Annotated in this window: 22 protein-coding genes and 1 pseudogene; 1 reads left to right on the top strand and 22 read right to left on the bottom strand. The window is 55.9% G+C overall.

Going from position 1 to position 22732, the window contains the following annotated elements:
- Window positions 1-322 precede the first annotated feature (322 nt).
- Window positions 323-592 carry a DUF1652 domain-containing protein gene (locus AB4N85_RS09555; protein ID WP_041480220.1) on the top strand — a complete coding sequence of 90 codons (270 nt, stop codon included), beginning with the start codon at window positions 323-325 and terminating at the stop codon, window positions 590-592.
- On the opposite strand, the gene AB4N85_RS09550 is transcribed toward AB4N85_RS09555, so the two are convergent.
- From AB4N85_RS09550 to AB4N85_RS09445, 22 genes and pseudogenes are all read right to left on the bottom strand, one after another.
- Window positions 589-987 (bottom strand): hypothetical protein, encoded by a 399-nt coding sequence (locus AB4N85_RS09550; protein WP_460067856.1) that lies wholly within the window; start codon window positions 985-987, stop codon window positions 589-591. The genes AB4N85_RS09555 and AB4N85_RS09550 overlap by 4 nt on opposite strands.
- A gap of 90 nt (window positions 988-1077) precedes the next feature.
- Complete coding sequence (locus tag AB4N85_RS09545; RefSeq protein WP_095180120.1) at window positions 1078-1347, bottom strand: DUF2790 domain-containing protein; 270 nt, start codon at window positions 1345-1347, stop codon at window positions 1078-1080.
- A gap of 271 nt (window positions 1348-1618) precedes the next feature.
- Complete coding sequence (locus AB4N85_RS09540; protein ID WP_236169067.1) at window positions 1619-2590, bottom strand: tetratricopeptide repeat protein; 972 nt, start codon at window positions 2588-2590, stop codon at window positions 1619-1621.
- An 89-nt stretch (window positions 2591-2679) separates the two neighbouring features.
- Window positions 2680-3372 carry a tetratricopeptide repeat protein gene (locus tag AB4N85_RS09535; protein ID WP_460067852.1) on the bottom strand — a complete coding sequence of 231 codons (693 nt, stop codon included), beginning with the start codon at window positions 3370-3372 and terminating at the stop codon, window positions 2680-2682.
- On the bottom strand, window positions 3369-3686 hold the full coding sequence (locus AB4N85_RS09530) for a hypothetical protein (protein WP_460067850.1): 318 nt from the start codon (window positions 3684-3686) through the stop codon (window positions 3369-3371). The genes AB4N85_RS09535 and AB4N85_RS09530 overlap by 4 nt, the downstream gene beginning before the upstream one ends.
- Complete coding sequence (locus tag AB4N85_RS09525; protein ID WP_252867685.1) at window positions 3683-3859, bottom strand: hypothetical protein; 177 nt, start codon at window positions 3857-3859, stop codon at window positions 3683-3685. Before AB4N85_RS09525 ends, AB4N85_RS09530 begins: the two co-directional genes overlap by 4 nt.
- A 68-nt stretch (window positions 3860-3927) precedes the next feature.
- A pseudogene (locus AB4N85_RS09520) lies at window positions 3928-4072 on the bottom strand (type VI secretion system tip protein TssI/VgrG); the annotation flags it as partial.
- A 113-nt stretch (window positions 4073-4185) separates the two neighbouring features.
- A complete protein-coding gene (locus tag AB4N85_RS09515; RefSeq protein WP_236169064.1) occupies window positions 4186-5979 on the bottom strand; it encodes a DUF2235 domain-containing protein in 1794 nt (597 codons plus the stop codon).
- An 18-nt stretch (window positions 5980-5997) separates the two neighbouring features.
- Window positions 5998-6465: a DUF3304 domain-containing protein gene (locus AB4N85_RS09510; protein WP_236169063.1), complete on the bottom strand. Its 468-nt coding sequence runs from the start codon at window positions 6463-6465 to the stop codon at window positions 5998-6000.
- An 88-nt stretch (window positions 6466-6553) separates the two neighbouring features.
- Window positions 6554-7393 carry a DUF4123 domain-containing protein gene (locus AB4N85_RS09505; protein ID WP_236169062.1) on the bottom strand — a complete coding sequence of 280 codons (840 nt, stop codon included), beginning with the start codon at window positions 7391-7393 and terminating at the stop codon, window positions 6554-6556.
- The gene (locus AB4N85_RS09500) at window positions 7393-9486 is read right to left on the bottom strand and encodes a type VI secretion system Vgr family protein (RefSeq protein ID WP_236169061.1); all 2094 of its coding nucleotides are present in this window, start codon (window positions 9484-9486) and stop codon (window positions 7393-7395) included. Before AB4N85_RS09500 ends, AB4N85_RS09505 begins: the two co-directional genes overlap by 1 nt.
- A gap of 275 nt (window positions 9487-9761) precedes the next feature.
- Window positions 9762-10349: a transglycosylase SLT domain-containing protein gene (locus tag AB4N85_RS09495; RefSeq protein WP_041480414.1), complete on the bottom strand. Its 588-nt coding sequence runs from the start codon at window positions 10347-10349 to the stop codon at window positions 9762-9764.
- Window positions 10350-10426: 77 nt separating this feature from the next.
- Window positions 10427-11365 carry a carbohydrate kinase family protein gene (locus tag AB4N85_RS09490; protein WP_252867684.1) on the bottom strand — a complete coding sequence of 313 codons (939 nt, stop codon included), beginning with the start codon at window positions 11363-11365 and terminating at the stop codon, window positions 10427-10429.
- Window positions 11366-11378: 13 nt separating this feature from the next.
- Window positions 11379-12875 (bottom strand): xylulokinase, encoded by a 1497-nt coding sequence (gene xylB / locus AB4N85_RS09485; RefSeq protein WP_236169059.1) that lies wholly within the window; start codon window positions 12873-12875, stop codon window positions 11379-11381.
- 204 nt (window positions 12876-13079) lie between these two features.
- The gene (locus AB4N85_RS09480) at window positions 13080-14552 is read right to left on the bottom strand and encodes a mannitol dehydrogenase family protein (protein WP_252867683.1); all 1473 of its coding nucleotides are present in this window, start codon (window positions 14550-14552) and stop codon (window positions 13080-13082) included.
- 15 nt (window positions 14553-14567) lie between these two features.
- A complete protein-coding gene (locus tag AB4N85_RS09475; protein WP_056789749.1) occupies window positions 14568-15671 on the bottom strand; it encodes an ABC transporter ATP-binding protein in 1104 nt (367 codons plus the stop codon).
- 164 nt (window positions 15672-15835) lie between these two features.
- Window positions 15836-16666 carry a carbohydrate ABC transporter permease gene (locus AB4N85_RS09470; RefSeq protein WP_236169057.1) on the bottom strand — a complete coding sequence of 277 codons (831 nt, stop codon included), beginning with the start codon at window positions 16664-16666 and terminating at the stop codon, window positions 15836-15838.
- A gap of 8 nt (window positions 16667-16674) precedes the next feature.
- Window positions 16675-17601 carry a carbohydrate ABC transporter permease gene (locus AB4N85_RS09465; protein ID WP_041480415.1) on the bottom strand — a complete coding sequence of 309 codons (927 nt, stop codon included), beginning with the start codon at window positions 17599-17601 and terminating at the stop codon, window positions 16675-16677.
- A gap of 156 nt (window positions 17602-17757) precedes the next feature.
- Window positions 17758-19068, bottom strand: coding sequence for an ABC transporter substrate-binding protein (locus AB4N85_RS09460; protein ID WP_236169056.1), 1311 nt, complete (start codon window positions 19066-19068; stop codon window positions 17758-17760).
- A 342-nt stretch (window positions 19069-19410) separates the two neighbouring features.
- A complete protein-coding gene (locus AB4N85_RS09455; RefSeq protein ID WP_056789758.1) occupies window positions 19411-20316 on the bottom strand; it encodes an AraC family transcriptional regulator in 906 nt (301 codons plus the stop codon).
- A gap of 88 nt (window positions 20317-20404) precedes the next feature.
- Window positions 20405-21268 (bottom strand): PI-PLC domain-containing protein, encoded by an 864-nt coding sequence (locus AB4N85_RS09450; protein WP_236169055.1) that lies wholly within the window; start codon window positions 21266-21268, stop codon window positions 20405-20407.
- A gap of 107 nt (window positions 21269-21375) precedes the next feature.
- Complete coding sequence (locus AB4N85_RS09445) at window positions 21376-22680, bottom strand: glycosyltransferase (protein ID WP_236169054.1); 1305 nt, start codon at window positions 22678-22680, stop codon at window positions 21376-21378.
- Between the last annotated feature and the right edge of the window lie 52 nt (window positions 22681-22732).

Raw genomic sequence — 22732 nt, 5'->3', positions numbered from 1 at the left:
CATAGTCTGCGAAAGCAAATTTGCCCGGAGATTGCAGATTGCAGTGGACGGGTGGTCGATTCATGCAATTTGCAAATAGCAGGATACTGGCCACATTTCCAAGTGCTTGATTTTGAAGGGAGCAAAACGAACCGATCAAAGGCACGTTTTATGCGTTCTTTTGGTGAGGCGCACAGGATTTGGGCGCCTACAATCCAATGGGCATTTCGCAGTACCACCACTTGCCGCACCAGGGAAACAGCGGGGGCACACCCGTGAAGGCGCAGCAGAGGGTCAGCGTGAATACTTGATTGGCAATCGCACAGAAAGGAGAGGGTTCGCCATGTTTTTATCTGCCTTGGAATTACGCAATATCATTGAAAGCAGCTTCCTGCCGAAACGCTGCCAGTGCACGTTGACACCAGACTTGTCGATGTCCGTCAAAGTATTTGGCGACCATCGAACCGACCAAGCCGATCTCTACGTCAGTGGAATCGACGCCAGCCGCCTGAACAGCTGCCGTGAAATCAACAACCTGGTCGCTGGCCTGCGTTCCGACCTCGCGCAACAAACCACGACCCATCAAACCAGCGCTCGCTCTCGAGCCGTTTAACCCACCGTTTCACCCAGTTCGACCGTCACGCGCCGGGCCTGCACGAAACCTAGGCCCAGCGCGAACTCGACCAGCACCGCGAGCAAAATCCCGGGGCCGGCATGGCCATTGAGCCATTCGCCAAAACCCAACGCCGCCAAACCGAAACAGCCGACGATAAAACCATTGCTCAGCGCACTGCGTGCCACTGACGGCGGAGCATTGCGCTGCAAATAAAACATCACCCCCAACGCCGCAAACAGCACCGCGCTGCGCCTTGCGACTACGCCAGTGCCTTCCGAATAGCCAATACTCCAGATCGCCAGCAACACCTCCGGAAAAAATCCCCAGACCAGCGCCAGCAGAAAACACAGGATTGAAGTGAAGCTCGACAACGTGCGGAACGACAACTGCATGGCCAATCCTTGCGGCAGTAGGGAAGGCCCCGAGCATACCCGCCGAAACCACCGCACGCCTATGGCCAAGCGGAAAATCAGAAGCGTCTGTCAGTTCTGTTGACTGCATGCGTCAGATAATTTCCTGTAACTGATTTGTGCGGGCTTGCCGGTGTTGTCGATGTATTTCATGTCGGCGGTGATGACTTTGCATTCCGAGGTCGGCGGCTCGGTTAGCGAAAGCACCTTCGCCACGTGTAGTGGCATGCCGTATTGGTAGGGTGTTTGATTCGATGTGGCGGAGGTGACGTTGGCTTGGGCCAGTGCGGCGTATGAGCTGCAGGCGAGGGTGGCAGTGAGCAGGAAGGGACGAATGTTCATGAGAGGACTCCAGCGTAACGGATAGGCGCCCGGCACGAATCCGGGCGAGCCTGCCGCACTGGGCGTCAGCGGGGGAGAGCTGAGGGTGTGCGGTGATATGGAGTCTCTGACTGTGGCGTTAAGGCCGAGTTAACCGATGTGAACATGAGCTGAGTTATTTACGGTTGCTTTTCCCTTGTCTCGGGCATTTTGTCGTTTGCGATATGAATCATTAGGGTACGGGCTTTGACGTGCTTGAAAAAAATTAATGATAAGGCTGTACTGCTAAATTTCAGTACCCTAACTTATCTGGAAAAAACGAGAGCGGTGGGTGAGTGGCCTTCCACGTTTTTGCGAGTTCTTTTGCTTTTTCTAATTGCTCTTTTGACAGCTTTTTTTCTACTTCCGGCAATACGTCGTTAACGTTGTTTATTACGTTTCCACCACCATCAAGCTCCAGTAGATTCGACAATAGTGCGTATGACTTTACCGGGTCTGATTCGAACCCGTATTTTGGTTCAGCTTCGCCAATATATGACGCGTAACCAAAAACTGCAGATGCATAGCCTGAGGCTGCAGCTTTTTCATTCCATTTTCTAAATGATGACAAATCGGCTTTTTCAATCCTGGTAGCGGCAAATCCCATCATGGCTGGTGGATAACCATTCTCTGCAGCGGCTTTCATCCATTTTTCGATTTCATCTGATCTGCTAGAGGGTAGTAGGAACATGCCTCCCCCCTCTTGATACTTGGTCGCTAAACGAAATTGAGCTAATGCAAAACCTTTTTCTGCGGACATTTCAAGCCATTCATCGTTTCCTGTTATCTCCCATAGTAGGTACATCGACTCAGCGTCACCATGAGATGCCTGATCTGTAGCAAGGTTTTTGGCTTTGTTCATCCAATCTTTAGGGGATTGCTCAGAGGAAGAACAATTGTTCATAGTTACGCACAAATCTTGATCCGCGCCACCGAGCCGAATCATAGAGTAAATATTGCCTTTTTTTGCTGATTCCTCGTAAGCCTTTCGCGCTTCTTGAGTCATGTATCTGTTGTTTTTTCTTATAGATTCTCCCAAATAGTAAAGTGCTTCATCATCACCGCCTTCGGCTGCTATTTGTAATGTTTCAATTGCGGAGATGGCTTTGTGTTGATTGTATAGTTCAATGCCCTTGATTTTTGCCTGAGATTGTTCGTTCGTAAGCGCGTTTGACTGGGCTGATACTAGGCTTAAAAATGTTAACGCAGTGGCCAGCAGTTTCATTGAAGTCTTTGCCTATTCAGTCGTTCATCAAGGGCAGTGGCGATAATTTATCTAGATGGAATTTGGGTGCGGACAACCTAAAAATATACTCAATTACTCAGCTTGTCGGGGAAGAAAGACAGCGGTGGGTGATTGGTTTTCCATTCTTCAGCGACGATTTTTGATTCTTCAATTTGTTCTGGTGTCATCTTTTCAGAAATTTTTTCGATCTTACGGTCGACATAATCTTGCACGCCACCGGCGTCACCGAGTTCTTTTAACAAAGAGAAAATAGCGTAGCCTTTGACTAAATCCAAAGAGTAACCTACTTTATCTGGCGTATGTGAAATGTACGCACCATAGTTACTCATTGCAGCTTGTTCGCCTGTTGCGGCAGCCTTCTCGAGCCAATGTCGAATGCTCGCCATGTCTCCTTGCTTATAAAGCGTCTCTAGATATTGCATCATAGCTTTAGGGTTGCCACCTTCCGCAGAGAGTAGCAGCCATTTTTTGACCGACGCTTCACGTCCTCCAGGAGTAAAGAAGTAACCCTCTCCCTGCCTTTCGCTGATCGCCATCCAATATTGCGCGAGCGGATAGCCTGCATTAGCAGATTTTTCTAACCAATGGTGATCCAGCGTGATTTCGTACATCAAGTATAAAGATTCAGGATCGCCATCATTTGCCTTAGGTAACGTTATTTTTTTTGCCTCTACGAACCATTCTGCTTGAGTTTTTTTTGACGACGGGCAATTTCCCATCGTTGCGCAAAGATCTTTTTTTGCTCGACCCAACTGAATCATTGCGTATATGTTTTTTTCTCTGCTGCCGATTCATACCAAAATTGGGCTTCGGGAGTCATGTATCCATTTTTCTTTCGAAGAGCTTCGGCAAGATAATACTGTGATTCTATTACGCCGTCTTTTGCCTCTCGCTCTAGCTGTGGAATGGCCGCATCTATTTTCATCTGGTTGTAAAGAATGATTCCGCTTGGTCCACTTTGCTGAGGGACTGCGGATGCATTGGTAAAATTGGCGCTATACGGCGACACTGAAATCAAACCTAAGCTGAACATTAGAATAATCTGATTTAATTTGATTTTTATAAGTCTGTTCATTGGTAGCCTTTTAAATCGGGTGTCGCCCCACTCAGCGAGTAGGTTGGTGATGGGACATAATTTTGTTGACAATAATCAGCCAGATTTGCGCCAAGTAATTTTGCGTGCGATTTATAGTTTTTACGTACTTCAAAAATTGTATCGTCAAAGAGGCTTTGAACGCTTTCCGGCATGAAACTATCCAGTGACATGCGATTTTTGCAATACTCTTGTTCTCCCGCTTACTCCTTTATACCAAACGGAAATGGCCCCTGGTGAGGGTCGGTTCATCACCTTTGCCTTCGGCGAGCTTGTAGTCGCTGCGATGGCGTTCCAGCGCGCGTCGAGAGCAACTTGCCGCGCTCGCGAGTCGTGAAACGGCCGGGGTAATCGTAGTCTTCCAGGTCCGTGGCGAATTCGGATTTGACCGTCCCTAGCTAGATTTTTGCTCAATGCCATTATTTTATCCATCCGATTTTCAGGCATAACGGATCTTGAGTCGTCGGACAAACTTGTTGGGCTAGGATTTATACTTCATTTGGTCCATATAGTCAGGTGCCAAACCTTTTGTTTTATTTAGACTAGGGATGTCGAACTCTCGGATGCGGAAATATTTTGGTATTGGTGCGCCCGTGCCTATAGGAATTTGTTGAATCATGAATTGATCATTTATGTAATACTCAAGTAAGTCTTCAACATCGGGGCTGAGTCCCTTCGGTGATGTGACGAACCATTCATCCAAAAGAGCTTTAACAGAAGCACTGGGGAAGCTGACTTTTAACCTTTGCGCTTCTCGATCAATATCTTCAAGCCAACTCAGTTCGGCGCGAAGGGCTGCCTTGTTTTTTTGCGTTTGTTTAATGGCTCGCTCGCGTTTGGCTACCTCTACTTCGCTCTCGCTGCTAATTCCTAGTGCGCGTGCAATTGGACCATCCTTGTTCAACATAGGGCGTTGGAGGCGCTCTTCCTCATCATCATAAGCTTTATGCTGTCCCCGATATAGTTCCCATAAGTTGCGCAAGCGTTGGATATATAAGCGTCGATGAGCAAGGAATCCTTCAGTAGACAGTTTCTTATTTCCTGCTTTATTCATGTAGTTAGCGCTTGCACCGATGGCGCTGATACCATTTATATGGTCATTCAAAGTGAAAAGCTTGGCGACGCTAGTGTCGGTGCGTTTTATTTCGTCAAGAGTTGGGAACGGTACACCCGCACGGATTGCAGCTTCATACATCTCGTGGAGGCATGCTAAGTGCAGTTCAGTACTATGTGGCACATCTTGTTTACCCAAGCCACCCCCTACGTCATAAGATGTTCCAGGAACCAAGCGCTCCTCCCACCTAGGGGTTAGTGGTCCCGTACCGATCAATCTGGATCGGCGAGCATCTTGGCACTCATGTGCTGCAACGAGGTGTAAAGCTGACTTAACTGGGCCTGGAAGGCACTCTCCGTCGTCGACGACGTTTACGAACGGGATCAAATACTCCATAACAATGGAGTTTTCGCCACTACGGTCGACAGAGTCGAAAAGGCCAACGAAACTTACTTCGAGCTTCGCACCTTTAAAAATGGTCGTCGCTGGATCACATTCCTCGAATAATTTATGAGCGAAAGCGCGAGCTAGTGTGGCCCCATAGTCAAAGCCATAAACAGAAACCGAGATTTTTTTTACAAGCGCTCCGGATTCGCCTTTGATTTTAGTGAGCACGTCTTCCAAAACACTGAATGCGGCTTCTAGCCTCGTATCAACTCCCGTTTTGAAAAAGGTTGCCGTAATTTCGTTGTCGCGCGTGACTGAAAACACATCCAGGGTTGCTGGGGCTGCGGCTTTAGCCAAACTGGACAAAAGACTCCCGGGTTTTAGATTACTGTATGCGCTCTCCCACCATTTTTTTCCCGTAACGACGTCTTTTATCGCGTCAAGCGGGCTATTTTTTATCGTGTCTTCGGGAGTTTTGATAGCGCTGTCTTTGGCCCTGTTTAATGCTCCGTCTAGCCCAGTATTGCTAAGCTGCGCACTACCGCCCAAGGATTCATCAAAAGTTTTCCCTAAGCCGGAAATGTAAAATCTTCGATAGTGTGCCTCCGGCTGAGCTTCTAAGTTTTTAGTATCACCTGGATAAGCTAAAAACAAACGGGCGACATTTGTAAGGCGATTTTCTTTAAGATCTTCGACTAGGTTGCGTCCAAAGCCGTCAAAAAAGAACCCAATGTATAGCGTAGCTTCGCAAGGCAGAACAGATTTTCTCTCGGTTGCATTAAGACAAGTTTTTGCAGAAATTGATTGAGCACGATCAAGGTTTGTCGCGTTCATCATAAACCTCCTTGTTTTTCAATTGGCTGCTGATGGATTGGTATCAAAAGGACTGTCGAGGTTCGGGCTCCACATTATTTGAACAGAGTTATTTTCCAGAAAACGTACATGGAGATATCGATCAGTTCGACGCTGCTCCGGAAGAGTCAAAGTCGTTTCGTGAGTTTCTTGTTTCAAGCCCCTCTTTTCTTGCTCTTCTGTCGTGCTTAGTATCCAAGTTATCTTTACAGTAGGTCCCTTTATCGCTTGGCAGCATGTGATCCCGCCGCTACCCATCGCACTTAAGTTGCCGCCCCAAAAATCGTTCACCCAAAAACTGAAAATTGGTCTTTTCATATAGTTTTCAGAAGTCAACATCGCACCCGGCGTACGAAACTGGTTATAAAGATACGATCCAATGAAAGGCAGCAGTAAAACGAATACCCCGATGACAAGGTTGCGGCGACGCCAGGTTTTTTGCCGTTGAGTATTCATGCTTATGAACATTTACCTAAATTCCTTATCCAGCAATGTATCTTGAATATCCAGAAAGCTATAAGACAGAAAGTTCTGATCAGTATGTTCATCATGAAACTCACGCCGACAACTCTCGCATCACCACACCAAGCGGCAACTTCTCTCCAATTGCCCGTTCTTTCGCCTTCTCCCACATCGGCCAGTTCGACGGAAATTCGCGGTCCATCAATTGCAGGCTGGCAAATAGGGTGACGTCTTCCGGTTCGGTCAAGCCTTCATCGCGGCCAGCGTCCAGCGCTTCTTTCACTTGTTTCAAACGGGCACCGTGACAACTGCTGGTGAAGACCTCAGGCGCTTCTTTTTCCAGTTCAGTGGTGAGGCTGTAGGGTAGAGGATCGATCTCCATGTCCGTCCACAGCTTTCCGTCAAGAAAGATAGGCTCGTATCTTCCGGGCTTTTCAAGGTTGAGTCCCTTCAGACAGTGCCATTGATCTTCTTCTGCTGGCACCCACCACTCCTGCACTGGGCCAAACAGCCACGCATGCCAAGGCAGATCATCGCGTGCGTGCAGCATCGGCACGACTTCTGGCGCGTAGCTACGGATCATCAGGACTTCGCCAGCTTCATTTTTTGCCAGCAACGCATCACTCAGGTGAGCGGCGAGCTTGTCGGCTGGGCAGTCGGTACGAATCCAACTGGCCATCGCGGTGCAGCCGGTGAAGTGTTCGTGAGCGAGAAAGGCCTCGAATTCCATGTGGCTAACGTCGACCAGCCACGGGCCGTAGTTGCGCAGTTCGGCGAATTCCGGTTGCACCATCAACGGCCGTCGTGACGGGTCAACTCTGACGAACTGCAATCGAGCGGGTTCCGGCAACAGGCCGATCTCAACGATCGCGAATATCGACTGAGCGTTCTTTTGCGCTTCGCTCCAGGCTTTCGCTGCGTCACTCTTTGTCATCAATTGGCCCCCGATTGCAGGGCGAGTTTTTCACGCATGGCTTTTTTCAGGCATTCGACGCAGATGCCGGTAGGTGCTTTGAGTTTCGGCGTCACGGCGAGGGATTCCGCCTGCATCATCTGGTTAGCGCGCGTTTGCATCAGGCGTCCGGCGTTATCAATGGCTGCGAGTCCTGGAATGAATGGGGCGAGGATCTGAATGCCGGTGCCGGCTCCCGGACCACCACCCGAATTCACCTTCACCTCAGCGCCGCTAATCGTGACACCACCCGCATCAACCTTCACAAAACTCCCACCAGCCTTGGCGGTGAGTTCCATGCCACCCTCAACCACCACCTTGTCACCAGCGTGATAGTGAATCTCCGTCCCAGCCTCAACAAACTGCCCAGTCCCAACCTTCACATGCTGCGTCACACCCACTGTCAGGTGATCATCCGCGCGCATTTCGCTGATTCGGTCCAGATGGGTGATCCGGTGTTCTTCGACCTTGAACTCGCTCAACACGTTAGCTTCAACGGTGTCATGCCGTTCGTTGCCGACGCGGATTTTCTGGTCGTGTTCGATGTTTTCGTCCCAGTCGCGCTGGGCGTGGATGTAGATCTGTTCGGCGCCTTTTTTGTCTTCGATGCGGAATTCGTTGTAGCCCTTGCCGCCCGGGGAGCTGAGGGTTTTGAAGGTGCTGCGGGTCTTGTTGGCGGGCAGGTCGTAGGGGACGACGTTTTCCTTGTGATACAGGCAGCCAGTGACGAGGGGCTGGTCGGGGTCGCCTTCGAGGAAAGTGACGAGGACTTCCATGCCGATGCGCGGCACGGCAATGCCGCCGTAAGCTGCGCCGGCCCAGCCGCTGGCGACGCGCATCCAGCAGGTGGTTTTATCGTCGGACTGGCCGTCGCGGTCCCAGTGGAATTGCACTTTGATGCGGCCGTATTGGTCGCAGTGGATTTCTTCGCCGGGCGGGCCGGTGACGACGGCGGTCTGGCTGCCGAGGACTTTCGGTTTCGGGTGTTCGAGGGCAGGGCGGTAGTGCGCGTCCCACGGGGTGGCGAGGAAGCTGTTGCGGTAGCCCTGGTGGAAATCGCTCTTGTTATCGGTGATGTCGCTGGTGACGTTTTCGCCGAGCACTTGCGGCTGTTTGCCTTCGTGGAAGACTTCCAGCAGCAGCCACAGGTCGTTCCACTCGGCGCGCGGGTGTTCGGCGAGCGTGAGGAAATGGCCGCTGGTCAGCGTCGGTTCATCACCTTTGCCTTCGGCGAGTTTGTAGTCGCTGCGATGGCGTTCGAGGGCGCGGGTCGAGAGGAACTTGCCGCGCTCGCGGGTGGTGAAACGGCCGGGGTAATCGTAGTCTTCCAGGTCCGGGGCAAATTCGGATTTGACCGCGCCTTCGGGCAGCAGCTTGGGTTTTTCGAAATCGTAGTCGCGACGGCTGACGCGGGTGGTGCGGGTTTCCAGGCGCAGGTTGAAGCGCTTGATCACCGGTTTCTCGGCGGCCATGCCGGAGTCCTGCTGGTAGCTGACCGGCTTCAGTTTGCGGAATACGGTCTGGTCGTCGCCGAACACCAGTTTGTGGCCGCTGCTGCTGTGCTGGAAGTGGAAGTGAATGCCTTCTTCTTCGCACAGGCGCTGGATGAAATGCAGGTCGGACTCGTCGTATTGCACGCAATACTCACGCTCCGGGTACTCGGCGCCGAGCTGGAAGCTGTAGGCGTCAGAGAGAATGCCGCGATCTTCCAACACCTGGGCGATGATTTTCGGCACCGTCAGTTGCTGGAAGATCTGCTGATCATGGTTGTGCTGCAGATAGGCCAGTTGCGGCATCAGGCTGATGCTGTAGCGGGTCAGGGTCTTGCCGGAGTCGCCCTGCTCGATGCGATAGACCTGGCCGTGAATCTTGCCTTCTCCGGTGGCGCCGAACGTCAGGCACGCGCGCTTGTGCAGCAGCTCTTCGAGCTTCAGGTCGGGGCGGGCGCTGACCAGTTCGAGGTCGAAACGGAACGGTTCGTTGAGGGCTTCGCGACCGGTGAAGCTGAGGACTTGCAGGTCGGCGTTGGCGTCTTCGATCGAGAGGGTGATGTGGGTTGCATTGGCGTCCAGCATGCCTTGAATTCCGTCCGTTGAATAAGCAGGTGATGGATGTTGCAGGATTAGACGGCCTCATTCAAGGCGCAAATGGCGTAGGTGTGGGGCGTCAGTGCCATAGGGAAAACCCTTAGGAGGGCGGTTTGGGTCAGTGAAATCGGGCCTTTCATAGACTTTGATGGTGTTTGAGAGATTGCCATCGCGGGCAAGCCCGCTCCCACAGGTTTCTCGGGTGTACACAAAATCGGCGTTCACTAAGGTCTTGTGGGAGCGAGCCTGCTCGCGAAGGGCTTCTACAACCAATGCCAGAACCGGCTCCAGAACCCGCGATTGAGGTCTTCCTTGCAGCCGGCATATTGCTGCGCATACAGATCCGAACGGTTCTGCACCTTGCGCGCGGTCGGCGGTAGCCAGGCTTTGCTCGCGTAGGTCTTGTTGCGGAAGCCGCCCCAGCCTTCGTGGTAGTTCAGGTATTGGTTATAGGCGTCGTATTTGTACACGCCGTTGATCGAGGTGGTCTTGTCCATGTACCAGCCGACGAAGTCGATGGCGTCGTCGAAGTCTTCGCGATCGGCCCAGTTGCGGCCGGTGCTTTTCTGGTAGTCGGCCCAGACTTCGTCCTTGGCTTGCGCGTAGCCGGACGCGGTCGAGACGCGGCCCCAAGGAATCACCCAGAGCAGGTATTTGCGCGGCGTCTTGGCGTCGTAGCGGTAGCCGGATTCCTGATACATGATCGCGAACGGCACCTGGATCGGCACGCCCCAGCGTTTCTGCGTGACTTGCGCAGCGTCGTACCAATCGCTTTTCTCGCGGAAGATTGCGCAGATGTCTTCCGGGGAGCGGGGCGGCGAGGTGCCGCAACCGCTCAGCAGGGTGGCCATGGTCAGGAGGGCGAGGATGTGCCTGTGATTCAAGAGCTGTTTTCCGTCGTGCGCAAAAAGGCCGACAGTCTACGCGCTCAGCTCAATTGATGACGATAGGGCAGATCCGGACCGGTTTTGCTGCAGGTCAGCGCGGCGGCTTGTACGGCGAACCTGAGCATGCCGTCGATTTGCTCTCGACTGAGCTGCTGGACGCCTTCGACCGAGTCCAGCGAATGTTCGGTCAGCCAGGTGATCAGCGCGGCCTGGAAGGTGTCGCCGGCGCCTACCGTATCGGCGATCTGAACCGGGTTGGCCGGCACCGACCACGAGCCATGGGCGCGACTGAACACTGTTGCGCCGTCGCCACCGCGTGTCAGGAAGACGATCTGGCAGCGATGTTCGAGCCAGCTTTCAATAACATGCTGCGGATCCTGCTCGGGATAGAGCAGGCTCAGATCCTCGTCGCTGACTTTGATCAGATCGGCCAGGCGCACCAGCGTGGCGATGCGCTCGCGCCATAGCTCGATGTTCGGCTCGGGATTGAGGCGCACGTTGGGGTCGAGGCTGATCAGGCGTTTACCGCTTTCGCGCTGGACCAATTTCAGCAACGTGTCGCCAATCGGCTGTACCACCAGCGAAAACGAGCCGATGTGCAGGCCGCGCACCTCGTCGCCAAGTGTCGGCAGATGCGCCTCGCTCAGTTGCCGGTCGGCACAGCCTTCGCCACGGAAGCTGTAGTGCGGTGAGCCATTGGCGCCTACCGCGACCATCGCCAGGGTGGTCGGCGCGGCGAAATCCACCAGATAATCCGGGCGCACGCCTTCGTCCTGCAGCACTTGCTGCAAACGTCGGCCGAGGTAGTCGGTGGACAACCCGCCGAACAGCGCCGAGTCCACGCCCAAACGCCGCAAACCTACGGCAACGTTGAACGGCGAGCCGCCGGCAATCGCCTTGAAATTGACTTTCGAGGCCAGACCGCTGGCGTCGTTTTCGCTGAAAAAATCAAACAGGGCTTCGCCACACACCAGGTACATAGTTGTTTGCTCGTTATAGGGTTGCGACATGCTGTTGATAGCGTTCGTAGGCCTGCTGGAACGCCGCGACATTGGCGGCGATCGGCAGGGTTTCACTGCGCGCGTCGAGTTTGACGCAGCGTTCGCACAGATCGGCCAGGGACACATCATCGCCGTTCGAGCGCGACGCGCACCACGCTGCCTGAATCGCCGCGCCCAGTGCGGCGGCTTCGCTTTGTTCGGTGCAGATCACCGGAGCGTTCATGATGTCGGCGACGATCTGCCGCCACACCGCGCTCTTCGAGCCGCCGCCGATCAGGCAAATGCGCAGGCTTTGTAAACCATTCTGGCGGAGCAAATCCAGCCCGTAGCGCAAACCGAAGGTGGTGCCTTCGACAGCGGCGCGGCACAGGTTGGCTTGGGTCAGGTTGTCCATGGTCAGGCCGTGCAAGCTGCCGGTGGCGTTGGGCAGGGCGGGGACGCGCTCACCGTTGAGGAACGGCAGCATGCTCACGCCTTCGGCGCCGATCGGCGATTGCGCGACCAGTTCGTTGAAGGTCGGCAGATCGAGCTTGAACAGTTCGCGAATCGCACCGGTGGCGTTGGTCAAATTCATTGTGCAGATCAGCGGCAGCCAGCCGCCGCTGGAGGAACAGAACGTGGCAACCGAGGCGTCGGCGCTGACGTTCGGTGCGTCGGAGAACGCGTAGACCGTGCCGGACGAACCGAGGCTCATGGTGATCGCGCCGGGCTGAATATTGCCGGTACCAATGGCGCCCATCATGTTGTCGCCACCGCCGCTCGAGACCACCGTGTTGGGGTTGATGCCGAGTTGCTCGGCGATTGCCGGGAGGAGGGTGCCGACGGCGGCGTGCGCGTCGATCAGCTCCGGCAGCGCGGCTTGCAAACGGCCGCTGGCGTCGATGTCGCGCAGGATCTGCACATCCCATTGCCGCGTGCGCACGTCGAAATAGCCGGTGCCGGAGGCGTCGCCGTATTCGCTGCAGGCGCGGCCAGTGAGCCAGTAATTGAGGTAGTCGTGGGGCAACAGAATGCGTGCAATGCGTGAGAACACGTCGGGATGCTGCTCTTTGGTCCAGAGCAGTTTCGACACCGTGTAGCCCGGCGCAATGACCACGCCGAGGCGTTCCAGCGAACCTTGCTCGCCGCCCAGTTGCGCGAGCAAGCGGTCGTTTTCCGGCGTGGTTTCGGTGTCGCACCAGAGCTTGGCCGGGCGCAGCACTGCGCCTTGCTCATCGAGCAGCACCAGGCCGTGTTGCTGGCCGGAGACGCCAACGCCGAGGATCGCTTGGCCGTCGACGTTTGCCGCTTGCAAGGCCTGGCGGGTGGCGCTAACGAATGCATCGAGCCATTGCTGAACGTCTTGTTCGCGGCGGCCGTTGGCGCCGCTGATCATCGTGTGCGGCGCCGCGCCCAGACCGAGCACCTGACCGCTGTCGGCATCGAGGATGATCGCTTTGGTGCCTTGGGTGCCGCAGTCGATACCCAGGAAGAGCTTTGTTGTTGTCATGTATGGGCCTGTCAGATTGCGCTGAAGATCAAGAGCTACCCCCTCACCCCAGCCCTCTCCCCCACGGGGGCGAGGGGGAAAGGGAGCAGATTTTCATGCCTTTCACACTCTGTATTCGACTCGGAATTTCAGGTCGATGAATAACGGAAGAACCACGCGGTCGGTTCCCTCTCCCTCCGGGAGAGGGCTAGGGTGAGGGGCTTTTCAGCCGAGCACCCGTTCCAGAGTCCGCGAAACCCCAACCTCGCGCAAACTCTGGCAGCACCACTCGAATGCCGCAACAAACTCCGCCGACTTCGGTATCGCCGTGCCGAAAATCTCCTCCACGCCCAACAGGCGCTCGGTGATCAACTCATCGTCCGCCACCAATCCCTGGCAGAAAGCCGCTCGCGGATCCGGAATCGAATACGTATCGCCATTCTCATCCACGCCCTTCAAATACAACGCCCACGCCGCCACGACCAGCGCTGCACGTTTGGTCTCGCGGCCATCGGCGATCAGCCGATTGATCGTCGGCACGGTGAACTTGGGAAACTTCGATGAGCCATCCGAACACACGCGCTCCAGCTGATCGGCAATCGCCTGATTGGAGAATCGCGCGACCAGCGTGTCCTTGTATTCGCTCAAATCAATGCCCGGCACCGGGGCCAGCTGCGGCGTGACATCCAGATCCATATAAGCGCGCATGTAACGCACGAACAGCGGATCGTTCATGGTCTCGTGGACGAAGCGATAACCCTTGAGAAAGCCCAGATAAGTGAGCGCCAGGTGACTGCCGTTGAGCAGTTTGATCTTCATCTCTTCGTACGGCGACACATCGTCGGTGAACTGCACGCCGACCTTTTCCCACGCCGGGCGGCCGTTGACGAATTTGTCCTCCAGCACCCACTGCACAAACGGTTCGCAGACCACCGGCCAGGCATCGTCGACACCGTGTTTGTCGGCCAGTTGCAGGCGATGCGCGGTGCTGGTCATCGGTGTGATTCGATCGACCATGGCGTTGGGGAAACTGACGTTCTGGTCGATCCAGTCGCGCAGATCCGGATCACGCAGGGCGGCGAAAGCCAGCAGCGCCTTACGGGCGACGGCGCCGTTGTGGGGCAGGTTATCGCAGGACATCACAGTAAATGCCGGAACGCCCGCCGCACGCCGTTTGGCCAACGCGGCGCAGAGGAAACCGAACACGGTGCCCGGCGCCTCGGGATGGGCCAAGTCGTGTTGAATCTGCGGCAGATGCGCCATGAACTCGCCGTTGCTGTCGTCGATGCAGTAGCCGCCCTCGGTGATGGTCAGCGAGACGATGCGGATCTGTGGTCCGGCGAGTTTGTCGATCAGCGTCTGGGCGTCATCTTCGGCCAGCAGCATGTCGCGGATCGCGCCAATCACGCGCACTTCGGTGTCATCGCTGTCGCCCAGCTCAAACAGGGTGAACAGGTAATCCTGCTCGCGCAGATCATCGCGGGCGCGGCGATCTTCCGGGCGTAGCCCGACGCCGCAGATTGCCCAGTCCAGCGCTTCGCCAGTGTTCATCAAGGCATCGGTGTAATACGCCTGATGCGCACGATGGAAACCACCGACGCCAATGTGGGCGATGCCCTGGAGTGTGTCGCCGAGGTCGTAGCCTGGCAGTTGCACCTGGGCGGCGAGGCGATTGAGGTTCTGTTGGTTGAGTTTCATCGGATAGTCTCGAAATCAGGCCGCAGCACGCAGCGGACGGGTCAGCGCCACACCTTCGGCATCGAACAGATGGCAGTGAGTCGGGTCCAGGCGCAGGCTCAATTGCTCGCCGTAACGGCTGGCCAGATCGCCGCGCACGCGCATGGTCAGGGCTTCGTCGGCGCTGGTGGTGACGTGGCAGAAGGTGTCGCTGCCAAGGCGTTCGCTGACGTCGGCAGTCACTTGCAGCGTGCAGTCGCCGGGTTGCGCCAGCTCAAGATGTTCCGGGCGAATGCCCAGCGTGACAGCGCTGCCGACACTGAGGTTGGCGGCGTTGAACGGCAGGGTGATGCGCGTGCCTGCGTCCAGCGAAACTTCACAGCTCGGGCCGTCGATGCGGGCAATCTTGCCTTTGAGGAAACCCATTTTCGGCGTACCGAGGAAGCCTGCGACAAACAGATTGGCCGGGTTGTGATAGAGGTCCAGCGGCGAGCCGACCTGTTCGATTCTACCGCCATTGAGCACCACGACTTTATCGGCCATGGTCATCGCTTCGACCTGATCGTGGGTCACATAAATCATCGTCGCTTGCAGGTCTTTATGCAGGCGCAGCAGTTCCAGACGCATCTGCACGCGCAACGCCGCGTCGAGGTTGGACAGCGGCTCATCGAAGAGGAAAATCTTCGGGTTGCGCACGATGGCGCGGCCGATCGCCACGCGCTGACGCTGACCGCCGGACAGCTGTTTGGGTTTGCGCTCGAGCATCGGCCCGAGTTCAAGAATACGTGCCGCTTCGCCGACCTTGCGCTCGACTTCGGCTTTCGGCACGCCGGCCAGATCGAGGGCGAACGACATGTTCTTTTTCACCGTCATGTGCGGGTACAGCGCGTAGGTCTGGAACACCATCGCCAGATCGCGCTTGGCCGGGCTGACTTCGGTGATATCGCGGCCATCGAGTTCGATAGTGCCGCCGCTGACCTCTTCCAGCCCGGCGATCAAGCGCAGCAGGGTGGATTTGCCGCAGCCCGACGGGCCGACGAAGACTACGAATTCCTTGTCGTTCACTTCAAGGTCGATGCCCTTGATGATGGAAAAGCCTTCGAAGCCTTTTTGCAGATTCTTGATTTTCAGGTTGGCCATGAGATGGGCCTCCGCAATTTATTATTGGGTTAAACCAGATCGGCTTTTCTGTGGGAGCGAGCCTGCTCGCGAAGGGGCCGTGTCAGTCGACATCAGGGTTGAATGACACTCCGCTTTCGCGAGCAGGCTCGCTCCCACAGGGGATAGGGTTGGATTCGGGATGTTCATTTCACGGCGCCGAACGAGAGGCCGCGCACCAGTTGCTTCTGGCTGATCCAGCCAAAGATCAGGATCGGCGCACAGGCCAAGGTCGATACGGCCGACAACTTGGCCCAGAACAGCCCTTCGGGACTTGAATACGAGGCGATCAGCGCGGTCAGTGGTGCGGCATTCGAAGAGGTCAGGTTCAGCGACCAGAACGCCTCGTTCCAGCACAGGATCAGCGACAGCAGCACGGTCGAGGCGAGGCCGCCCTTGGCGATCGGCAGCAGCACGCGAACCATCTCCTGCCACAGCGTCGCACCGTCGAGGCGGGCGGCTTCGAGGATGTCTTTGGGAATGTCCTTGAAGTAGGTGTAAACCATCCAGACCACGATCGGCAGGTTGATCAGCGTGTAGATCACGATCAGCGCGATGCGCGTATCGAGCAGGCCGAAACTCTTGGCCAGCAGGTAGATCGGCATCAGCACGCCCACCGGCGGCAGCATTTTGGTCGAGAGCATCCACAGCAATGTGCTTTTGGTGCGCTGGGTTTCGTAAAACGCCATCGAGTAGGCCGCCGGCACCGCGATCAACAGGCACAGGGCGGTTGCGCTGAACGAGATCACCACCGAGTTCCAGGCGAAGCTGAAGTAATCGCTGCGCTCGTTGATGTGCAGGTAGTTCTCCAGCGTTGGCGTGAAGATGAACTGCGGCGGCGTGGCGAAGGCGTCGATTTCGCTCTTGAAACTGGTCGTCACCATCCAGAAGATCGGGAAGAAAATCACGATCGCGATGGCCCAGGCCAGGGTACCAAGCAGCAGGCTTTGCAGGCGGCGGGATTGTTGGAGGGTCATGGCAGGCCTCACGCTTTGTCAGTCAGGTTTTTGCCGATCATCCGCACCAGAATGATCGCGGCGATGTTGGCGATGACCACGGCAATCAAGCCGCCCGCCGAGGCCATGCCGACGTCGAACTGCACCAGCGCCTGGTTGTAGATCAGGTAGGCGAGGTTGGTCGAGGCGTAGCCGGGGCCACCGTTGGTGGTGGTGAAGATTTCGGCGAACACCGAGAGCAGGAAGATTGTTTCGATCATCACCACCACAGCAATCGGCCGCGCCAGATGCGGCAGGGTCAAGTGCCAGAAAATCGCGATCGGGCCGGCACCATCCAGGCGCGCGGCTTCTTTCTGTTCCTGATCCAGTGACTGCATGGCGGTCATCAGAATCAGGATCGCGAAGGGCAGCCATTGCCACGAAACAATGATGATGATCGACAGCAGCGGGTAGTGCGCCAGCCAGTCCACCGGTTGCGCACCGAACAGCTTCCAGATGTAGGCGAGGATCCCCGAGACCGGGTGGAAAATCAGGTTTTTCCAGATCAACGCGCCGACGGTGGGCATGATGAAAAACGGCGAGATCAGCATCACCCGCACCAGGCCGCGCCCAAGGAATTCGCTGGCCTCGAGCAACGCGCTGATCAGCACGCCGAAGACCACGCTGATCAGCAGCACACTGCCAACGAGCAACAACGTATTGGTCGCGCCGGGCATGAAACCCGAATCAGTGAGGAAATAGGTGAAGTTCTCCAGCCCGACGAATTCGTTTTCGCCGGGATAGAGCAAGTTGTAGCGGATCATCGAAAAGTACAGGGTCATGCCCAGCGGCACGATCATCCACAGCAGCAACAGCGCCACCGAAGGACTGACCAGAAACCAGCCGGGATTGCGCACCCGCAGCTTGCGCTGCGGTGGCGACAGGTCGATGTGGGCTTTGGCAGTTGAAGTATTCATGGCATTCACAACCGAGTCATACAGACCTATGGAGATCCCCATGTGGGAGCGAGCCTGCTCGCGAAAGCGCTGGGTCAGTGTCATGTGTGTTGGCTGACACGACGCCTTCGCGAGCAGGCTCGCTCCCACAAGAGGCAGGAGCAAGGCATTCAGCGGTTACTTGGGATAACCCGCGCGCTTCATCTCGCGTTCCGTGGTCTGCTGCGCCGCCGCCAGCGCCTGATCCACCGTGGTCTGGCCGATCAGCGCTGCCGAGAACAGCTTGCCGACCTGGGTGCCGACTGCCTGGAATTCAGGAATGGTCACCAGTTGAATGCCGATGTACGGCACCGGTTTCAGCGTCGGTTTGCTCGGGTCAGCGGCTTTCAGCGATTCCAGCGTCACTTTGGCAAACGGCGCGGCGTTCATGTACGCGTCGCTGTAGGTCGAAGCGCGGGTGCCCGGCGGCACGTTGGCGATGCCATCGGTCTTGGCAACCAGTTCGCCGTACTCTTTGGACGTGGCCCAGGCGCTGAAGGTTTTTGCTGCGTCCTTGGCCTTGGAGCTGGTCGGAATCGCCAGCGCCCACGAATATAGCCACGCCGAACCTTTGTCGGTGACCTGATGCGGAGCGAAGGTGAAACCGACGTGATCGGCGACCTTGCTCTGGGTCTTGTCGGTGACAAACGAGCCGGCGACGCTGGCGTCGACCCAGATCGCACATTTGCCGCTGTTGAACAGGGCGAGGTTTTCATTGAAACCGTTGCTGGATGCGCCCGGCGGGCCGGATTTCTTCATGGTGTTGACGTAGAAATTCAGCGCGTTTTTCCACTCCGGGCCGCTGAATTCCGGTTTCCATTGCTCATCGAACCAGCGCGCGCCATAAGCATTGGCGACCGTGGTGACCAGCGCCATATTCTCGCCCCAGCCGGCCTTGCCGCGCAGGCAGATGCCGTATTGCTCTTTGTCTTTGTGGGTGAGCTTTTCGGCAAACCCGGCGATCTCTTCCCAGGTCGGCCGCTCCGGCATTGTCAGCCCGGCTTCCTTGAACAGGTCGGTGCGGTAATAGGTGATCGAACTCTCCGCGTAAAACGGCAGCGCATACAGCGAACCCTTCACCGACAGGCCTTCGCGCACCGACGGAAAGACATCGTCGAGGGCGTAACTGGCCGGCAGGTCCTTCATCGGCTCCAGCCAACCCTTGCCGCCCCAGAGTGCGGCTTCGTACATGCCGATGGTCAACACGTCGAACTGGCCGCCCTGAGTGGCGATGTCGGTGGTCAGGCGCTGACGCAGGACGTTTTCTTCCAGCACCACCCAATTGAGCTTGATGTCCGGATGCTCGCTCTCGAAGGTTTTCGAGAGTTTCTGCATGCGGATCATGTCGCTGTTGTTGACGGTGGCGATGGTCAGGGTCTGGGCGCCAAGGCTGACGCTGCTGAGGGTCATGCAGGTGAGAGCGAGCAGAGCTTTTGCAGTGGGTTGCATCGTGCACTCCTTTTCTGACACCCGACGGGGCAGAAGGACAGTTATTGTTTTTGTGTCTTCCGAATGCAGGAAGAATCTGCGCTGATTACAGCCTTCCACGGCGGAGCTGACAAATCATCCCTAGCACTTTTGTCGATACTTTTTTGCACTGGGGTTTGAGCGGGTGAACGCAGGGAAGGGGTTTTGCGCGAGGGACCGTTAGCGAATGCGTACAGATTTCGCCAGCCGGGGCACGGTTTTTTGTGGGAGCGAGCCTGCTCGCGAAGATGGTGTGTCAGCCACAGGATTTTTCACAGACAGACCGCTTTCGCGAGCAGGCTCGCTCCCACAGGTGGCGTGTCGTCAGAGATGGTTCTGTTCTGTCAGCCGTTGCACCGCCAGCCGTCGATAGTGCGACGGCGTCATGCCCTTGAGTTGCTGGAAGCGTCGATTGAAGTTGGAAATATTGTTGAAGCCCGACTCGAAGCACACCTCGGTCACCGGTTTGTCACCATCGGCCAGCAGCTCACAGGATTTGCTGATGCGCAGGCGATTGACGAATTCGATGAAGTTGCGCCCGGTGGCCTGTTTGAATACCCGGCTGAAATAGGTCGGTGTCATGCCCAGGTGCTCGGCCACTTCTTCCAGTGAGATGTCCCGCGCGTAGTGGCTGAAGATGTAATCGACCGCGCGGTTGGTGCGGTCGATGTTGTGTTCGTCGGCCAGTTGCGGCGTGGTAGCGCCGGACAACAACTGGAAGTCATCACTGGCCGCGAGCAATTCCATCAGGATGAAAAAATGCCCGAGGCGAGTGATGCCGGTGCTGTCGGCGATCCGCTGCATCAGTGTCATGGCCTGACGGATCGTGCGCTTGCAACGAAATTCGATGCCGTACTGCGCACGCTCAAGCAGTGGCGCCAGGGATTTCAGCTCAGCGAACACCTGGTGCCCGCTCTCGAACAATTCGTCGGTGAAGTTGACCAGCATGTCGCGCTTCTCCACCACTTCATCCTCGGCGACCTGGCTGATCCAGTTGTGCGGCAGGTTGGGACCGGTCAAAAACAAAGTCTCTGGATAGAAGTTGCCGATGTAATCGCCGATGAACACCTTGCCGGAACTGGCCACGATCAGGTGCAGTTCGTATTCCTTGTGGAAATGCCAGCGCACCAGCGGGCAGGGGAAGCCGTGCTGGCGGTAGATGATGGACAAACCGTTATGGTCGTCCATCAATTCGTAGGAAGGGTCGGTCACGCGAGCGGTTCGGGTCATGACGGGGCACTTTTTTATTATCGCTGCGCGATCATGCCTCGTTTTTTGCCATTTGTGCCACTTACGACCGGCCGTCCGTGGTGACCGCTCAGCTGAGCTTGTCGCGCGCCTTTTGCAGGTTGGCCATTTGGCAGAAACGCACGATGTTGGAATTTTTGATGAAGTCGAAATTGATGATGTTGCACTTGCGCGCCCAATCGGATTTTTCCGGGTCGAACCACTCGTCAAGACTGTCGAGGATCCGCTGTGGGCCGCCGAGTGTGTAACTGGTTGCCGACAGCGACCATGGGCGGAGCGTACTGACAGGTGTGCTCAGTACGTTGTCTATATAGCCATAAAGATCCGAGGTGCTGACCTGTGATTTGCCGATCCACTTGTGATTGATTGGTCTGTAGAAACGAAAGTCTTCGCTTTCCCAGGTCATCGGCGCGGCCACCATAATGCGTTGCAATGGATTGATGGCTTTGAGTTGGCCAATTGTCAGATGCAGATTGTCGGTGGGAATGATCCGTTCCCCAAGGTGTTCCAGCAAAGCTGTTTTGAATTCCTCATGGTTGAATGGATCTGTAGCGCTGGAAAGTTCATGAAAGTCCAGAATGATAAACTCATTCGGGCTTCTTTCATAAAACCCCTTAACGTCCCTGATCAGGTCTTCAAGCGTTCGCGAAGAGTTGAATCCATTGTGGTGGAAACGGAATCTCGCCAGTTGTTTCGCCTTGCTATTGTATACAAGGCGAACATCAAGTGCGCGAGCGCCGCGATTCAACTGCGAATAAAAGGAAACGTCCTGGCAGGCAAGCCAGTTTTTCCCGGGAATAAGGGCGTAAGACGCTTCCCAGTCACAACCGGCGTTATGCGCGCCGGGCAGGGTCATTTCAAATAACGAAAGATTATCGATTTGTGGTGAATAAGCCATCCATTGATGGGTTGGTATATCGTCGAAGTTTTCCATGTTGCACATCCTGCGAAGTGGTTAGTAAGTTGCGCGCAGGATGTTTATAAGCATGTTCGTGTTATTGCGAAAGTTGGCTTTTAATGCAAGTCATGTAATTGATGTAATCAGCGCTCTGTTGGGCTCAACTGGTTTTTGGCTTCGATCCATTGAGCCATGTACTGAGTGCTTTTGAGTGTGTGATGTCGCAACATGGCGCCGGTGAAGTTGTCGTTTCTAAGTTGTGCCAAGTGTTGTCGGCAATCATCTATCCGGTTGATCAGACGCGGGCCATGTACGCTGCGCTGATAACGCTGCTGCAAAAGTGCCGAAGCCTGAATCTGCGCCTGCTGCCAGCGCGCCGGATTTTCGTACAGTTGCACCGCCTGTTCGGCAAAGGTGTTTGCGTCGAGGGCGACGGCTCCCGGCCACGGAGCTTCGCCGTGCATGGCTTCGGCGCCGATCGGTGTGGTCACACTCGGCGTGCCACAGAGCATGGCATCGAGCAGTTTGCCCTTGATTCCCGCGCCGAAGCGCAATGGCGCAAGGCAGACTCGTGCTGCCGACATCACTTCAAGTGCATCTTCGGCCCAGTCCATGATGTGAAAGCCTTGGGCCGGGTTGTGCAGTGCGGTGGCTTTGGGCGGTGTATAGGCGCCATAGATATGCAGTTGCGCGCGAGGCAAGCGCGCGCGGATCAGCGGCCAGAGGGTGGTCTTCATCCAGAGCACGGCATCCCAGTTCGGCGCGTGACGGAAGTTGCCAATGCTGAGGAAATGCGCGCGCTCTTCGAAACCTGGCGGGGCGGTGTCCGGAAGATCAATCATCAACGGACACCAATGCAGGATTTGCCGAGGCAGGCCGAATTGCTCCACCAGCAGGTCGATCTCGACTTCGGAAATCATCAGGTTCAAGTCGCAGCGATACAGCGCAGCGATTTCCCGTTTGGCCAGATCGGTGCTGGCCATCAGCTGGAATTCTTCGTGCAATGCCGGTGCAAACAGCCCGGTGAAATCAGTCTGCTCGTCGTTGCTTTTCAGCCGGTCCTTCAGGCGCTGATGACGCGCATGACGCAGACTTTGCAGGTCGGAAGTTTCCAGAATGCGCAGGGCGTCCGGGCAGTGTTTCTCCACCCGCCAGCCGAACTGTTCTTCCATCATGAACTGATCGAACAGCACGATATCCGGCGCCAACTCGCTGATGAACGTGTCGAAACTGCTGTTGTTGAGCTCGATCGATACTTCGCGAATGCCCAGCGCCGTCAGATCAGCCTTGTGTTCACCCGGGCCGGCCGGGCTGCTGAACGTGATGTCCCAGCCTTGATCGAGAAATGTCTCGAGGATCTGCATGACATGCCCGCTGGCCGCCGATGAGCGCGGTTCTGGCCAGACGTAGCCGATGACCAGAACTTTGGTGGTACGCGAATGGCTCACGACTGATCCTCTGACCCATGGAAGAAAAAAGGGCGCAATTAAACCACAGCGA

The sequence above is a fragment of the Pseudomonas sp. H1_G08 genome (genome assembly GCF_054681355.1).
The sequence above is the reverse complement of the archived record's forward strand: the minus strand, read 5'-3'. Positions and strand labels throughout refer to the sequence as shown.

Excerpts from the sequence above, each read along its gene's own strand:
- AB4N85_RS09450 (WP_236169055.1), bottom strand. The coding sequence starts at position 21,268 with ATGGAAAACTTCGACGATATACCAACCCATCAATGGATGGCTTATTCA.
- AB4N85_RS09455 (WP_056789758.1), bottom strand. The coding sequence starts at position 20,316 with ATGACCCGAACCGCTCGCGTGACCGACCCTTCCTACGAATTGATGGAC.
- AB4N85_RS09465 (WP_041480415.1), bottom strand. The coding sequence starts at position 17,601 with ATGAATACTTCAACTGCCAAAGCCCACATCGACCTGTCGCCACCGCAG.
- AB4N85_RS09540 (WP_236169067.1), bottom strand. The coding sequence starts at position 2,590 with ATGAAACTGCTGGCCACTGCGTTAACATTTTTAAGCCTAGTATCAGCC.
- AB4N85_RS09490 (WP_252867684.1), bottom strand. The coding sequence starts at position 11,365 with ATGTACCTGGTGTGTGGCGAAGCCCTGTTTGATTTTTTCAGCGAAAAC.
- AB4N85_RS09475 (WP_056789749.1), bottom strand. The coding sequence starts at position 15,671 with ATGGCCAACCTGAAAATCAAGAATCTGCAAAAAGGCTTCGAAGGCTTT.
- AB4N85_RS09530 (WP_460067850.1), bottom strand. The coding sequence starts at position 3,686 with ATGAACAGACTTATAAAAATCAAATTAAATCAGATTATTCTAATGTTC.
- AB4N85_RS09515 (WP_236169064.1), bottom strand. The coding sequence starts at position 5,979 with ATGAACGCGACAAACCTTGATCGTGCTCAATCAATTTCTGCAAAAACT.
- AB4N85_RS09470 (WP_236169057.1), bottom strand. The coding sequence starts at position 16,666 with ATGACCCTCCAACAATCCCGCCGCCTGCAAAGCCTGCTGCTTGGTACC.
- AB4N85_RS09550 (WP_460067856.1), bottom strand. The coding sequence starts at position 987 with ATGCAGTTGTCGTTCCGCACGTTGTCGAGCTTCACTTCAATCCTGTGT.
- AB4N85_RS09500 (WP_236169061.1), bottom strand. The coding sequence starts at position 9,486 with ATGCTGGACGCCAATGCAACCCACATCACCCTCTCGATCGAAGACGCC.
- AB4N85_RS09510 (WP_236169063.1), bottom strand. The coding sequence starts at position 6,465 with ATGTTCATAAGCATGAATACTCAACGGCAAAAAACCTGGCGTCGCCGC.
- xylB (WP_236169059.1), bottom strand. The coding sequence starts at position 12,875 with ATGACAACAACAAAGCTCTTCCTGGGTATCGACTGCGGCACCCAAGGC.
- AB4N85_RS09495 (WP_041480414.1), bottom strand. The coding sequence starts at position 10,349 with ATGGCCACCCTGCTGAGCGGTTGCGGCACCTCGCCGCCCCGCTCCCCG.
- AB4N85_RS09555 (WP_041480220.1), top strand. The coding sequence starts at position 323 with ATGTTTTTATCTGCCTTGGAATTACGCAATATCATTGAAAGCAGCTTC.
- AB4N85_RS09480 (WP_252867683.1), bottom strand. The coding sequence starts at position 14,552 with ATGAAACTCAACCAACAGAACCTCAATCGCCTCGCCGCCCAGGTGCAA.
- AB4N85_RS09545 (WP_095180120.1), bottom strand. The coding sequence starts at position 1,347 with ATGAACATTCGTCCCTTCCTGCTCACTGCCACCCTCGCCTGCAGCTCA.
- AB4N85_RS09535 (WP_460067852.1), bottom strand. The coding sequence starts at position 3,372 with ATGATTCAGTTGGGTCGAGCAAAAAAAGATCTTTGCGCAACGATGGGA.
- AB4N85_RS09505 (WP_236169062.1), bottom strand. The coding sequence starts at position 7,393 with ATGACAAAGAGTGACGCAGCGAAAGCCTGGAGCGAAGCGCAAAAGAAC.
- AB4N85_RS09460 (WP_236169056.1), bottom strand. The coding sequence starts at position 19,068 with ATGCAACCCACTGCAAAAGCTCTGCTCGCTCTCACCTGCATGACCCTC.
- AB4N85_RS09525 (WP_252867685.1), bottom strand. The coding sequence starts at position 3,859 with ATGCCGGAAAGCGTTCAAAGCCTCTTTGACGATACAATTTTTGAAGTA.